We start from the raw sequence: 14976 nt of genomic DNA, 5'->3' as shown, positions 1-14976 counted from the left end.
GAGGCGTGTATGCATCGCACGTGGTACAAGCGGGCGGCAGTGGTCATTATAGCGCTGCTTATGATGATGACTGCCGGTGCCGACATCCTGGAAAACGGCAGCTTTGAAAGCGGACCCGGCGGAGTGCTCTCGTTGCCGTCCATGGACGAGGTTCCAGGCTGGCGGGCTTTTGATACATCCGGCAGCAATTCGATTGAGCTGGTCAGCGACCCGACAGGTGCAGCGGATGGAACCAATTATATAAAGATCACATCGGTTGTGAGCGGCAGCGGTCTTGGAGATACAGGCTTTGATATCACATTTCAGGGAGCCGGAAAGGTTCTGCTGTCGACCGGTGCGACCTATACGGTTTCATTTGATGCCAAATGGGTTTCGGGAACGGACAACTCGATGACGTTCACATTGCGCTCTTTCGCCGAGGGAAGTTATGCCGTTGTTGAAGATTTTGAGTCTGTAAGCATGCCGCTGAACCCGTTCTGGACCACGTATACCTATGAATTTACACCGACCCAGCTGCCTGAGGGCGGGGACGGCATTGCTTTCTATATCGGATTCCGGCCGAAAGCGGGCGGCAGTCTGCTGGATGAGGTGATTTGTATTGATAATATCCGGCTGGATTCTGAGCCGGTGACACTGGATCTGGTTCCGCTCACAACGGCGAGTGACGGTCTGTTTACCACAGAACTCCGTTCGGGAAGAACGGTCTGGGTCCCGGAACAGAACTATCTTTACTTTGATGTTCCGGCCGGATTCGGGTTTGTTCCGGGACGCCCTGTCTATGTGCGGGTGGAGTATCTGGATGCCGGAAGAGGCTATTTAAACTGCCAGTATGATTCCTCATATGGCAGCGAGGTCAGCGACAAATATTATGCTTCGGAACTGCACAGTCGGTCCAGCCGTGTCGACAGCGGCGCGTTTGTTTTTTCCTGCAAGATGCTGGAATCTCCATTGTTCGAGGGACGTCAGAACGGCGGCGCAGATTTTCGGCTGGTCCTTCTCAAAAACGATCTGGAGCCGTTTGCTGTGGCGGGCGTACAGCTCAGCAATGTCCCGTTTGATGATGAACGGTTTCAATATGCGCTGTCAGAGCCGTGGCTGCAGTCCTATGACGGTCCGGTGCATGATTTTATTGACCGGATGACCCTGTCGGGGAAAGTGCTGACCGGCTATCAGGGCTGGTTTCGCTGTCCGAACGATCCGGTGGATAAAGGCTGGGTTCACTGGGGACGTACGGCGTATGACCCGCTGGATGCCTCCCAGATTACTGTGGATATGTGGCCTTACCTGAATGATTATTCGGCCGACAGCGTCTATCCTGCGGATGAAATGGTTTATGAAAACGGCCGGCCGGCTTATCTGTTTTCTTCGGCGGACCGCGAGACCGTTCTGCGTCATTTCCGCTGGATGCGGAAATACAATATTGACGGAGCCTATCTTCAGCGGTTTGTCAGCCGGCGGCAAAGCGGCTTCTACGGGGCGGACGAGTTTGTTTTGAACAATGTACGTGAAGCTGCCGCCCGTGAAGGACGAGTGTGGGCGCTGGAGTATGACGTCAGTTCGCTGCATTTTGATGATGCGCCCTTCGAGGTGATCACGAACGACTGGCAATGGCTGACAGAGGACCTGGATATTCTGAATGATCCCCGCTATCTGCATGAAGACGGCAAGCCGGTGCTGTTCATCTGGGGGTTCTCGGTGCCGCTTCGCGAGTTTACGCTCGAAGAGGCCAATCAGATCGTCGACTATTTTGCTGCGCAGGACTTATACCTGATTGGCGGGGTCCACTCGATGTGGAAAGACAACACAGACTGGTATGGACATTATCAGCGTTACGATCAGCTTCTCGGCTGGATGGAAACGGACCTCGCCGACCTGAACAGTCAGAAATCGACGCTCAACAGTTGGGGCATGAAAATCCTGCCGCATGCATGGCCTGGATTTTCGTGGTGCAACCTGAAAATGCTGGCACCCGGCACCTCATACAAGCCGCGCAATGGAGGACAGTTCTACTGGGACCGAATCTGCAATGCGGTTTCCTGCGGGGCGGATCAGATTTTTCTCGGCATGTTCGATGAATACGACGAAGGAACCGCTATTATGCCGATGTCCGATGACCATCCGCTCCCGCACACCGACTGGGGACAGTATATCGACAATGAGGGGAATGATCCGTTCTGGCATCTTCAGCTGAGCGGGGCCGCGCGGGAAATGCTGCACGGTACTCGTTCCGTTTCGCTTTCTCTCCCGGCTTCGGGGGGGCTGACGGAACCGGCCTTTGGAGGAACGAATTTGACGGCCTATCTGGGTGAATCCAATACGGAGCTCGGACTGGCGCAGGTTGAGACTGCTGACGGCGGAACGGTCGGGACGGTTGCGGGCGGTCATGATTGCCGGACGAACGGACCGGACCCTTTGACGGATTTTTATTTTTATTTTGATATCGACGATTTGTTCTGTGTCAGCAATTGGCAGGGACAGGCGGTTACGGTTGAAATCGAGTACTACGACGATGCGGCAACCAAAGGCACTCTTTTCAGGCTGCAGTATGATGCTCTCTCCGGGCCGTATGTGCGGCATTCAGCTGTCTATGAAAGCCCGGGAACCGGAGGATGGAAAAATCTGCGCTGGAATATCGCGGACGGTCTGTTTGCCGGACGGCAGAACGAAGGGGCAGATTTTCGCATTGCATTGTCGGCCGGCGATTCCGCGGCAATTCGGCGGTGCAGTGTTTTTTTTCCGGAAGATGATCCTGCTGCCGGCGGTATGAATTCTTCCGTTGCGTTGAGTTTGTCCAGGAACGGTGCGGTGCAGTGGCCTGCTGCCGCCGAGGCGGTCGGATGGCGGTTGTATGCAACGGAATCGTTGATCGCCTCATCATGGCAGGAAGTGGCGGAAATATCGGCCACCTCAAATAATGTGAATTTTTATTCCGCGGTTCATGGCGTTGATCAGCATTTTTTTTCACTGCGGCGTTCCGCTAGGGATTAGCCGGCAGGTTCGGACTGCCAATTACAAGAAGGAGAGACGGTGAATAAATTTACAGCAGTAATGATGGTGTTCAGCCTGGCGGCATGGTGCCAGGCGGGCATCACGAACCTGGTCGTCAATGGAGGGTTTGAAGATACAGCAGAACAGATGTTGACGCCGAGTCAGATATCGCCCGCATATTCAGTGACTGGGTGGCGGGCATTCAATACCGCGACGGAAGGCGCGGTGACGTATCGTGTGGTGACGGACCCATCTTCGGCCTCAGATGGCAGTAATTACCTAGAAATTGACTGTTCTTCATCAGAGAAACGGGATGCCGGATTCGATGTGCATCATGTCGGCGCCGGTGCGTCTGCGATCTCTCCCGGGACCGCGTACACGGTTTCTTTTGATGCCAAACGGGTGTCGGGCGACGACAATGCCTTGCAGGTTGCCGTCAAAACGTATGAAGGGTCCGCGGCGATTCTGGAATCGCTGATGGACACAAACCTGGAGCTGAGTGACGAGTGGACCTCCTACTCGTTTACGATTGTTCCGACCCGGGCGATGCCGGATGGGTCGGATCCGAATCTGTATATTGGTTTCCGACCCAGAAAAGGTACATTTCTGCAGCGCGAGCGGATCTGTATCGATCATGTATCAGTGATTCCGTCCGATGTTCGTCCGGATTCGGTTCGTCTGTTCAATGTATTCACGGATAATATGGTTCTTCAGCGCAATGCCCGGGTGGCCGTCTACGGAGCGGCTCGTCCCGGGGATCAGGTTGCCGTTTCCTTTGCCGACCAGTCGAAGACGTCGGTTGCTGATGGAGAGGGAAAGTGGCTGGTTCATTTGGACCCCATGCCCGCTTCTTTCAAACCGCGTACACTGAGCGTTACATCAGAACGGTCCGGAGAGACGTCGATTAGCAATGTTCTGGTTGGTGATGTCTGGCTGGCCGGAGGACAGTCTAATATGGACCATCCCTTCAGATCATACAGCCTGCTGACCCCTCCGGAAAAGACCAACCCGAACCTCCGGATTCTGGTCGCGGCGAAAGTGCCCAGCGTAAATCCTCTCGATCAACTGGTTTTGGAGCCGGTTCTGAAGGGAACCTGGCAGTCATCTTCTTCTTATTATCTGGAAGGGTTTTCTCCGTCCGCATATTACTTCGGATCCATCCTGCATGAAGAACTCAATGTGCCGGTCGGGCTCATTGAAAGTGCCTGGGGCGCTACCATTGCCGAAGCCTGGACTCCGGCGGAGACGCTGGAGGCACTGGGGTATGCTGAAAAGGAGCCGATCTATAAAGGAGGAGAGCTGGGGCGGAACAACCCGTCGGTTTTATATAACGGGATGATTTACCCGCTGCGCCATTTTACGTTTAAAGGAGTGATCTGGTATCAAGGGGAATCAAACTCTCCGCAAGTCCTCGCGTATGAGTCTCTTTTTTCAGGGATGATTTCCGCGTGGCGAGAGACTTTTGATAATGAAGACCTTCCGTTCTATTTTGTGCAGCTTGCACCGTATCAAACGCTGGGCTGGAACAAGAACGGGGCGGCATGGGCCTGGCTTCGTGAGGCTCAGACCCGGACGCTGGCGCTGCCCAATACAGGAATGGCTGTGATTACCGATGCCGGTGAGTATCTGGATATCCATCCTCAATGGAAGCAGGTTGTCGGCGAGCGGCTGGCCTTGCACGCCTTGCAGGCGGAAGGACTGGATGTTGTTGCTTCCAGTCCGATGTACAGTGGCATGACGGTGGACGGGAATCAGATTGTTCTGAATTTTTCCAAAGCGGATTCCGGGTTGGAGACCCGGGAGGTTGTGATGAACCGGAACCGCAATCTGCCGAAAGGTGAAGATCCGGAAGCATTCCGGGTTCCGGCCTCCAAGGTGGCCGGATTTAAAATCTGCGGTGCAGACCGTAAATTTGTGGAAGCGAATGCCGTGATTCGCGGAAATCAGGTGTTTGTCTCCAGTCCGCAGGTTCCAACGCCTGTCGCGGTCCGCTACGGATGGGGAAACTTTCCTCTTTGCAACCTGTATTCAAAGAGCGGACTGCCGGTCTGTCCGTTCCGTACAGACAACTTCCCTCCGCCGAACTTTGACGGCGCGCAGTCGGGAGAACTTTTTTCGGGTGATGTAAAGGCTTTGGGAACACCGATGAAACTGCATGCCGGCACCAAAGAGTCTCCTGTTGCACTGCAGGAAAAAGAGGGGCGGGCTGTTTCTTATATCTCAGAGAAAGCAGGATCTAAAAGCCGATACGGATACTACAAGTCTAAAGATCATGCGGTACGGAATGGGAAGAATCCAGAGGTCAAGGTTCAGGTTCTTTATTTTGATCAGGGCGAGGGATCTTTCTCTCTGGTTTACGACTCCTCGGATTCGAGTGTTCGTGTGAATCCGAAGTCTGCGGGGGCCTGGAAATTTTCAGGGATGAAAGTGATGTTGGCCGATAGCCGGACGTGGCGGGTGGCCACCATTACCCTTAAAGATGCCTTCTTCGGTGGGCGTTGTAACGGAGCGGATCTGCGAATCCAGTCGACTGATACGAACCTGTTTTTAGGAGGCGTTTTTCTTTCGTCGCTGACACCTTAAATTTCCATGGGATGGGAGGGAACCCAGTTTCCTGTTGATACAGGAAAGAATGAACCGAATGGAACCCCTCTGATCTGCCTGGATGAAAATGCCGGGGTTCGGGGCGTAACCATCTATTATCCGGATCAGACAGCGAGCAGCACGGATTTCATCCAGTATCCATGGACGATTCAGGGACAGGGGCCCGGCGTGTGGGCCAAAGATGTAACGCTGGTGAATCCGTACCAGGGCATCGATTTCGGCACCTATGACACAACGGGGCATGTGATTGACTATGTGGCCGGATCTCCGCTGGTCACAGGAATCTATCTTGGAAACAGTGCGGAAGGCTGGGTGCAGAACGTGCAGTTTATTCCGCACTACTGGGGGCGCGCCAGTTATGCAAATGCTCCGGATGGTCCGCCGTTGTGCGCGTTAACGCAGCAAACGCTGGACGCGCTGGTTTCTGGTTCGTGTGAAAATGAACATGTACTGCATACTTTTGTGTACGGCGCGCGCCGGGCGCTGTATTTCGTCGAACAGGACGGCAAGACCTGCAGTGGAACGTTCATTGGACACGGCACTGACGGCAGCGGAACGGCGTTGCAGATCGATGCCATCGGTTCCGTCGACTTCATCAACACGCAGCTGGTGCCATGGAGACAGCGAGCACCCGCCGAAACATCTATGTAACAGGACAGAATTCCGGCACCGCTCGTTTCTACAAAACGATTTTCTGGGGACAGCCCGATAAGAACATTGAGATTAACAGCGGAAACATTGAACTCCAGCAGGCGGGGTTCTCCAGACCGGTACCGGTTGAATTGCGGGGCGGTCAGGTGAAAATCACCGGGGCCTATTTTCAGCGCGACTCTGAGAACATTCAGATTCGGTCGGGCGTTTCATCTGCTGAGATCCTTGCGAATGTACGGGTAGGCAGTGGGGCGGAATCGGAAAACTTCATCAACGAGGCCGGGGCAAAGACCACAATCCAATATAACATCTGGACACTACCGACGGTTCACTCTTTAAAAGCTTTGGGGAGCTGCTGACGGGCGGCAGTTCCTCTGATGGTCAGTCCGCTCTGAGTTTGCACCGAGACAGGAAATTGCCGGCCACGCCAAGATAATCCTTGTTCGTGATCGGCAATCCTGTTCTTTCCGGAATCATGGGACAGCGCCGCCCCATCGGCCCCGGAATGGAGATCATGCGACACGATGGTATAACAATGGCCTCGCTGTTATTGAATACGTTTCAGTTGGGCATAAAAGGCGCTGCAGCGCGGCTTGCCGTTTTCGAGCAGGAACCATGTGGCGAGTTCCGTTTCCCCGGCATCCAGCTCGACGGTGAAATCGGCCGACTGATCGTCGGGCTTGACCGGCACGGTCAGGGTCTGTCCGCCAATGTTAATTTTTGCTCCGGCGATGGGCAGGGCGGCCCCTTTTTCAAACCAGCCGTATTTGCCGATAAACTTGGGAGCCCCGGCTGTGATGGAGAGGTCGGACTCCGGAGGCCAGCGGTGCAGTTTGATGGAATAGGTTCCCGCGGTTTGAACATCAAGATGCCACACGCCGGTCGCGTTAGTGCCGCGTCGAAGGTTCCCGGGATCATCGCAGTAGCCATACGCCCAGTCTTTGGACGAGAGCGTTGAAACCGGTTCTTCAGGGCTGCCGATGTGGATCCGCGAGTATTTGAATGGCGACACGGTGTCCCACCACGCTTCATAGTGTTCGCGCAACGCCCGGGCGGTTTCAGGGTATTGGTCGATCACATTGGTCTGCTGGCCGGGATCGGTTTCGAGGTTGTAGAGTTCATTGTTTTTAACCAGCCGCCATTGATTCCAGATAACGGTCCCGTCGTATTTGCGATGACCGCCTGTCTTGCTGTCGTTCCCGTACTGGACGACCAGTTTTCGTTCAGGGAAATCCGCGGTCGATCCCGGGCGAATCTGTTCGGCGAAGCTGATGCCGTCGAATTCTGCACCCGGCAGGGGGATGTCGGCGAGATCCAGCAGGGTCGGCAGAAGATCCTGCGTTTGTACCGGTTCGCTGATCTCCCGGGATTCACTGAGGTTCCCGGGCCAGTGGATAAAGAGTGGAACGCGGTGGCCGCCTTCATAGAGGGAGCGTTTCTTGCCGCGCATGCCTGCGTTGAACACTTTGTCGCCGAAGGCGGTTCCGTTGTCCGATGTGAACACCAGAATGGTATTCTGGTCGAGCTGTTTTTCGTTGAGGAAGCGGAGCAGGCGCCCGATGTTCTGGTCGACGTTATCAATCAGTCCGTAGAATCCGGCTTCCGCGCCCTGGAGACCGCGCTGTTCATACTTTTTCTTCAGGTCCTGCGGGCTCCAGTAGGGCCCGTGCGCGGCATTGAGGGGGAGATAGAGGAAAAACGGTTGGTCGGAATGGGATTCAATCCACTTCATGGATTCATCAAACCAGATGTCGGTACAGAAGCCGCGATACTGTTTCCATTCGCCGTTATGCAGCAGCTTCGGGTTCCAGTAGTCATTCTCCCAATAATCGGGTGCGCTGGCAATGTGTGAGCCGAGAAAGGTCAGGACTTCATCGAAGCCGCGGTCCTGCGGGCGGAAGGGAATATTGTTGCCGAGGTGCCATTTCCCGAAAATGGCCGTTCTGTAGTTGGCGGTTTTAAAAAACTGAGAGGCCATGGGAATGTCGGTGCGCGTCAGGGAGCGTCCCATGCAGACAAAATCACCACCGGTGCGAATGGGGTCTTTGCCGGTCAGCAGGGCGCTGCGGGTGGGGGTGCACATCGGTGAGGCGTGATAATTGGAGAAGGAGATCGATCGTTGGTTGAGACGGTCCAGATTGGGAGTGTCGGCGACCGGGTTGCCGTAGCAGGCGAGGTCCCCGTAGCCGATATCGTCGTTAAGGATCAGAATAATATTTGGTTTCGCGTTCTCGCCCGGAACCGCGGCGGTATTTGCCAGGCTGGCGGATGCCGCGAGCAGTGTTCCTGTAATCCATGTTGTATGTTTCATACTTTGCACCTAGAGGGTTGGGGGCCGTTTCTGTTTAAATCCGTTCAGTTCAGCGTGAAGATCTTTCCTTTTTGCACAGATAGATTTTCCGTTTAGCTGGTCTCCGACTAGAGGTGATTTGGCCAGACTCGCGTGGGGCGGTCCGCAGCTTCCGGCTCAAAGTATCCGCACGCATCGTGCTGCTGCTGATAGTTTGCCAGCATGCGTTTTTTCAGGGGTGCGAATTTCGGCTCGTAAAACAGGTTGCGTGTTTCATAGGGATCGTTTTGCAGGTCAAACAGTTCATAGAACGGTTCTGCGAAGTGATATTTAATCAGCTTGTGGGTGGTGGTGCGGACGGCAGTGACTGTTGGCGGCCAGGTGTTGTTTTCATAGAAATATTCATAGAAAAATGCGGTGCGCCAGGACGCGGGGGTGTTCCCCTGAAGCAGGGGAGTCAGGGATGCTCCCTGCATCGAAGAGGGCGGTGAGACGCCGGCCAGGTCGAGGAATGTGGAGGAAAGGTCGATGTTCAGGACCGTTGCATCACAGAGACTTCCCGCCGGGACCATGTCCGGGTAGTGAATGAGCAGGGGAATGCGCAGGCTCTCTTCGTGGGCCATCCGCTTGTCGGTCTTGCAGTGCTCGCCGAGGTAATACCCGTTGTCGGAACTGAAGACGAGCAGGGTGTTGTCACGCTGGCCGGTTGCCTCGAGGGCGTCCAGGATTCGCCCGATACAACGGTCGACTCCATTGAGTGTCCGGAAGTAGTCCATCAGGTATTTCGGGTCTCTTTCGGCTCCGCGTGCAGCCTGCAAGGCATTCATAAACGGCATTGGATGCCGGTTCAGGTTGGGGCTGTCGTCCGGATATTCATTTTGGTAGGCGTCGCGATCCTGCGGTGCCGGAACCCGTGTATCATGCGGCGACTTCAGCCCGACCCATGCAAAGAAGGGCGCATTGCTGTTTTTTTTGATAAAATCGATGGCGTAGTCGGTGGCAACGTCATCGACCCAGCCTTGAGTCGGAGTTTTGACGCCATTTACCAGAAAGGGGCAGTCCAAGAACTGTCCATGACCGATGTAACTTTTGGACACATCGAATCCGGGGCGATCCTGCTGGGCTCCCATGTGCCACTTCCCGAACATGCCGGTGGTGTAGCCGGCCTGCTGCAGCAGTTTGGGAACGGTCACAGTCTCTACTGGGAAGGGGGTGTGGTTGTTGAGGAGTCCATTGTTGTGGCTGTACTGGCCGGTCAGCATGCAGGCGCGGGAGGGAGAACAGACCGAGTTTACCACGAAGGCTTCGCGAAACCGCATGCCCTGAGCCGCAAGCCGGTCCAGGTTCGGGGTTTTCAGCCAGGGGAAGCGGGCCCGCTTACCCATTTCTTCCTGAACAACACCCAGCGCATCCCAGCGCTGATCGTCGGTGAAGATGAACAGAATATTGGGGCGGGGGGCGGCAGACTCGGCGAACGTGCTGAGCATTCCGGTCAGAAGTGCTGTGTGAATGGCGTAAGAGATGGGGGCTTTGCGAGAGGTTCTTATTTTCATGATCGATCCTGATTGTGAACTTAGTCTTCGTAGAAATTGGTTTTCGGCAGGTGGCGGTACCAGAAGAACCAGAGCCCGATTCCTCCGATCAGCCACAGAACAAATGTGATGATACTGCCTTTCCAGTTTTTAATTAATGCGAGCATGGGCAGCAGGAACATCGTGATCTGCCAGAGAAGGGCGAACGGGACGGAAATCAGGTCGCGGGAATGTTCTTTGCTGACTTTGATCCGCTCCTCTTCCGGAAGCTGCTGCTTGAGTTTTCCCCAGATTCCGAACGGCCGGGTTTTCAGATAGAAGTTTTTCAGAACCTCGGGGTCTGTGGGCTGAGTTGTGTAGGTTCCTATAATCGCTCCGGCCAGTCCGCCGGCCAGTGTGATGACAAACTGCCAGCCTTCATTGAGCTCCGGAGCAATTGCGCGCTGTATGATGGTTGCAACCAGCCCGCCGAGGCAGCCGAATGCATAGCCGCCTCCATTAAAGCGCCACCAGTAGAAACGCAGGAACATGGGGACGAGGATGGCGCTCTGCAGCCCCATCATCAGCCAGCCCCAGATGTCGTTGATGTTTTTCAGCGTCACGGAGAAAAAGAAGCCGGCGATGACCAGAATGGCCACGCTGGCCCAGCTGGCAAAGATCAGCTCGCGGGTGGAGGCTTTCGGGCGGATCCATTTTTTGTAGAGGTCGTTTACGATCATGCCGGTTGTGAGGTTGACCGTGCTGCCGAAGGTGGACAGGGCCGCCGCCACCAGCGCAATCACCAGAATGCCGCGCATACCTTCTCCCACGGAAATCAGCAGAACGGCCGGAAGAATTTTTTCCGGATTGATGGTTCCCTGGCTGCTGAGCAGCTGGAGTTTCCCGGAGAATTGGTCGGTGCCGAGCAGGGTTTTGAGCTGGTCGATCAGCTCGGCGGGATAGCTTGCCGGATTGTGTGATAAGCCGGAGATCAGTGCGTCCCAGGCCTGACCTTCCGTGCCGGGATAGTGGGCCTGAATCAGCTGGGAGGCCTGTGCGACGGCATCGTGGTTCGGCAGCAGGTTGTGCACGGCAAACAGGCCGAGCACGGCGATGCCGATCATCATGGGCCAGCGGAGGGTCATCAGAACGGTCCAGAACAGTGAGAGCATGCCGCACTCGCGGTCGTTGCGGGCTCCGAAGTAGCGCTGGTCGCCGCCGGAGCCGGCACCGAAGAAGATGGTGCGAACGAGGTAGAGTCCCATGATGGCCATGAGCGGGCGGTAGGCCTCATAGCCCTTGGGCATATCCACGGTCCAGCGGGGCATTCCGCTGATCCAGTCGGCGGTGCCGGTTACCTGCTGTGCCACGGCCGAGATCTGTTCGGCGCTGTCTGTGATTCCGAATGCTTTAATCGATATGTAAATGACCGCGGCGATGATGATGGAGGACTGAAACAGGTCGGTGTAAACCACGCCGTAGAATCCGGAAATCATATTATAGAACGTGGCGAGCCCGATCAGGCCAATGGAGCAGGCCATGGGAGAAAAGGGCAGAAACATCGACAGGAAAATTCCGGCGCCGATAATCAGGTAGGCCAGCATGCCGATTGTAAACAGAATGACGGAAATCACGATCATCTGCTGTGCAAAGCGTCCGCCCCAGTTGTCACCAAACCGGAAAATATTCCACTCGGCCAGCGTCAGGCAGCCGGAGCGCCGATGCCATTTTCCGGCCCAGAGCATCATGAACGGGAGAATCAGCACCGCGCCGCCGCGGAATTCAACAAACAGTCCGCGCGGGCCGATCATAAAGAGAAAAGAGATGATGACGGCCGTTCCCGCCAGATCCAGAAAGTTGGCCATTCCGGACACCCCCATCATCCACCACGGAATGTGCCGCCCGCCGCAGATGTAGTTTTCCAGACTGCGGGACGCCAGTCGCTTCAGGTAGAACCCCATTCCCAGAAGAATCAGGAGATAGCCTCCCATGAAGATGTAATCCAATAGCCCGAAATAGTTCATTGCGTTCATGAGGTCTCCGTTTAGTTGGGAATATAGTGGCCAACAATAAAATTGTTCAGGAGCGAATAAAGCAAGTTTTTGATTGTTAGTAAACCAAAATTTGTATACTAAATAAACACCGTACCAAAAATAACACATTTACGGTTGCGCGGATGAAAGGATGAAATGCACCAGTCTGATATACAGAATAAAGAGTTTTTTGTGATCTCCCACACTCACTGGGACCGTGAATGGTATCAGTGTTTTGAGGAATTCCGGCTGCGGCTGGTGGATCTGATCGACCACCTGCTGGAGATTTATGATAAGCATCCGAATTATGTCTTCTATCTGGATGCACAAACCATCTGTCTGGAAGATTATCTGGAGATTCGTCCGCATCGGCGGGGACGATTGCGGGAGCTGATTGCCAGCGGGAATCTGTTGGTCGGCCCGTGGTATGTTCAGAACGATTTTCATCTGACCAGCGGTGAGTCCACGGTTCGCAATCTGCTGATCGGGTCTGCGATCGCGAGCGAATTCGGCCGCTGCGAAATGGTCGGCTATGCGCCGGACCAGTTCGGGCTGATCAGTCAGCTTCCCCAGATCCTGAAGCGGTTCGGGGTCCAGAATGCCGTCTTCGGGCGCGGCTTTAATTTTTATCAGCAGGGCGAAGACGGAGCGCCGGTGCGCGAATCCCGCCCGGCAGAGTTTGAGTGGATTTCTCCGGACGGCTCCGGTGTGTTCTCGATTCACCTCTCAAAATGGTATAACAACGCCCAGCGGTTTTCCGAAGATCCGGAGCGGGCTTTGCGGTATCTGCAGCATGTAGATAAAGAACTGGAGCCGTTCTGTACCACACCGTTCCGGTTGCTGATGAACGGGGTCGACCATCTGGAAGCGCAGGGAAACCTGCTGCCGATTCTTTCACGGCTTCAGCAGGATATGGAGGGAGCCGCCGAGATTTCGCAGTCCACGCTTCAGGCCTATATCGATCGCGTGTCCGGCTACCTCAGTGACCGGGCCGTTCCCGCGGTGCATGGAGAGTTGAGGTACGGCATTGACCTGGACCTGCTTCAGGGAACGCTCAGCTCTCGTCGGTACCTGAAAGCGCTGAACAGCCGATGTCAGACACTTCTTGAACTCGAACTGGAGCCGCTTTATGCCGCGTTGGCCGTATCGACCGGCGGGGCTCAGTCCTATCCTGCAGACATGATGCTTTACCTGTGGAAAGAGCTGATCAAAAACCATCCTCACGACAGCATCTGTGGGTGCAGCGTGGACCGGGTTCACCAGGATAATGAAAACCGTTTCCTGCGGGTGATCGACGGGGGAGAGGATCTGAAACAGCGCGGAATTCAGGGTCTTCTTGACCGGATCAGCCGCGACGGGATGGCTGCGGACCATTATCTGCTGGCTGTCGTTAACCCGCTTCCGCACACGCGTTCCGAAGTGGTCACGGCCCAGGTTCGGCTCCCGCTGGACGAAAAGGTCAGCGGATTCCGGCTCACCGCTCCGAACGGCGAGAGTGTGCCGTACCATGTGGTTGAGTCCAAAAAGCATAACCGCATGACGCTGTCTCCGTTCAACCTTCCCGGCCAGCTGGCGGTCGAAGAGCTGACCATCCGTTTCTATGCGGCCGAAGTTCCGGCTTCCGGCTATGCGGTCTACCGGCTTGAGCCGGACTCGAACGCTCCGGCTGCATGTCAGGCGGAAATTGGAACCGGATGCCGGATCGAGAATGAATTCCTGCGGTTGTCCGTGCAGCCGACAGGGCGTGTCGACCTGGAAGATCTTCAAAGCGGGAAGGTGATCGAGTCGGTGCTGTCATTTGAAGATACGACGGATCTTGGAGATTCCTACTGCTGCATTCCGGGAGACGCCTTTGATCTTTCCGGCGCAGAGCCGGTTGTGACTCTGGAAGAAGAAAATGATCTGTGCCAGTCCCTGCGCCTGGACTATTCACTGATGCTTCCGGAATCGCTGGATCGGAAACGCGGCATTCGCACCGGCTCTGTGGAAAACCGGGTGAGCCTGCTTCTGACGCTTCGCCGGGGATCTCCCGTGCTGGATCTGAATGCGGAGATTGAAAATGCGTCCTCCGACCACCGCCTGCGGATGCTGGTTCACAGCGGGGTCAATGCAGACTCCAGCCTGTGTGCCCAGCCGTTCGATGTTGTGGTTCGCCCGCGCTATCCGGAGCAGGAGTGGCTCAATACCGATAAGTGTCAGCCCGTCTCCGACTGGGTTTCAGTCAAAGACAGCGAAGCGCAGATCAGTGTGCTGACAGACGGAGTGTACGACTATGAATACCTGAGAGATGAGCGCCACTCGCTCGCCTTTACCTGCGTGCGTGCGACAGGCCGTATCACAAACGATCTGTTTGGAGAGGACGGAAACGGCGTTGAGCAGGCTCCGGAATGGGCCGCTCCAGAAAATCAATGCTTGCGCTCTACGCCGTTCCATATCGGGATCCGGGTGGGGCAGGCCTCTTCTGCGGAACTCTTCCGTGAAAAACAGTGCTGGGTCTCGTCGCTGTTGTATGGCTTTGACTCCGCGGATCATCATAAATTCCTGAACGGCCGTCCCTGCGTGCAGAGTGCGGATCTCAGTGAAATGTTCTTCAGGGATCTTCCGGCGGAGCAGGTCTGTCTGCCGTTGCAATCCTCCAGTGTGGAACTGCGGGGAGACGGAGTGTTTTCCGCCTTTAAGCAGGCCGAAGATCGGCGGGGACTGATTCTGCGTCTGTTCAATCCGTCGGACGAACCGGTCTCTGTTGATCTGGGGAATGTGACCGGCTGGCGCGAGGTGATGCTGGATGAAACTCCGCAGGAGGCCTGGCAGTCGGCAGAGATCCCGCCCGTGCTGACCCCGAAGCAGATTCTCAGCCTGGAACTGAAGTTCGGCTGAGTTCTGTCCGCCAAAATTTTAA

At 55.4% G+C, this 14976-nt stretch carries 8 protein-coding genes; 5 read left to right on the top strand and 3 right to left on the bottom strand.

The annotated features are described in order from the left end of the window. The first annotated feature begins 9 nt into the window (after positions 1 to 9). From GT409_RS00605 to GT409_RS00590, 4 genes are read left to right on the top strand one after another with little or no spacing between them, the layout of a single operon-like run. Positions 10 to 2988: a carbohydrate binding domain-containing protein gene (locus GT409_RS00605; protein WP_160626043.1), complete on the top strand. Its 2979-nt coding sequence runs from the start codon at positions 10 to 12 to the stop codon at positions 2986 to 2988. 39 nt (positions 2989 to 3027) lie between these two features. Beyond that, positions 3028 to 5571, top strand: a complete 2544-nt coding sequence (locus tag GT409_RS00600; RefSeq protein WP_160626042.1) for a sialate O-acetylesterase — start codon at positions 3028 to 3030, stop codon at positions 5569 to 5571. Positions 5572 to 5577: 6 nt separating this feature from the next. Continuing rightward, a complete protein-coding gene (locus GT409_RS00595; protein ID WP_160626041.1) occupies positions 5578 to 6243 on the top strand; it encodes a hypothetical protein in 666 nt (221 codons plus the stop codon). Beyond that, entirely contained in the window at positions 6207 to 6602 is a 396-nt protein-coding gene (locus tag GT409_RS00590) for a hypothetical protein (RefSeq protein WP_160626040.1), read from the top strand. Before GT409_RS00595 ends, GT409_RS00590 begins: the two co-directional genes overlap by 37 nt. 188 nt (positions 6603 to 6790) lie before the next feature. Here GT409_RS00590 and GT409_RS00585 read toward each other — a convergent pair whose 3' ends face one another. The 3 genes from GT409_RS00585 to GT409_RS00575 form a co-directional block, all read right to left on the bottom strand. Then, positions 6791 to 8554, bottom strand: coding sequence for an arylsulfatase (locus GT409_RS00585; RefSeq protein WP_160626039.1), 1764 nt, complete (start codon positions 8552 to 8554; stop codon positions 6791 to 6793). Positions 8555 to 8661: 107 nt separating this feature from the next. Next, on the bottom strand, positions 8662 to 10086 hold the full coding sequence (locus GT409_RS00580) for a sulfatase family protein (RefSeq protein WP_160626038.1): 1425 nt from the start codon (positions 10084 to 10086) through the stop codon (positions 8662 to 8664). A 20-nt stretch (positions 10087 to 10106) separates the two neighbouring features. Next, entirely contained in the window at positions 10107 to 12077 is a 1971-nt protein-coding gene (locus tag GT409_RS00575) for a sodium:solute symporter family transporter (RefSeq protein ID WP_233231580.1), read from the bottom strand. Between the two features lie 192 nt (positions 12078 to 12269). Here GT409_RS00575 and GT409_RS00570 point away from each other — a divergent pair, with 192 nt between their 5' ends. Beyond that, positions 12270 to 14954 carry a glycoside hydrolase family 38 N-terminal domain-containing protein gene (locus GT409_RS00570; RefSeq protein ID WP_160626037.1) on the top strand — a complete coding sequence of 895 codons (2685 nt, stop codon included), beginning with the start codon at positions 12270 to 12272 and terminating at the stop codon, positions 14952 to 14954. Positions 14955 to 14976 lie beyond the last annotated feature (22 nt).

The sequence above is a fragment of the Tichowtungia aerotolerans genome (assembly GCF_009905215.1).
GTDB lineage: Bacteria > Verrucomicrobiota > Kiritimatiellia > Kiritimatiellales > Tichowtungiaceae > Tichowtungia > Tichowtungia aerotolerans.
Note: the sequence above shows the minus strand (reverse complement) of the source record. Positions and strands in the feature narration are given on the sequence as shown.

What these genes read in the sequence shown, in the direction of transcription:
- GT409_RS00605 (WP_160626043.1), top strand. Translation starts at nt 10, where the DNA reads ATGCATCGCACGTGGTACAAGCGGGCGGCAGTGGTCATTATAGCGCTG.
- GT409_RS00595 (WP_160626041.1), top strand. Translation starts at nt 5,578, where the DNA reads ATGGGATGGGAGGGAACCCAGTTTCCTGTTGATACAGGAAAGAATGAA.
- GT409_RS00590 (WP_160626040.1), top strand. Translation starts at nt 6,207, where the DNA reads ATGGAGACAGCGAGCACCCGCCGAAACATCTATGTAACAGGACAGAAT.
- GT409_RS00585 (WP_160626039.1), bottom strand. Translation starts at nt 8,554, where the DNA reads ATGAAACATACAACATGGATTACAGGAACACTGCTCGCGGCATCCGCC.
- GT409_RS00580 (WP_160626038.1), bottom strand. Translation starts at nt 10,086, where the DNA reads ATGAAAATAAGAACCTCTCGCAAAGCCCCCATCTCTTACGCCATTCAC.
- GT409_RS00575 (WP_233231580.1), bottom strand. Translation starts at nt 12,077, where the DNA reads ATGAACGCAATGAACTATTTCGGGCTATTGGATTACATCTTCATGGGA.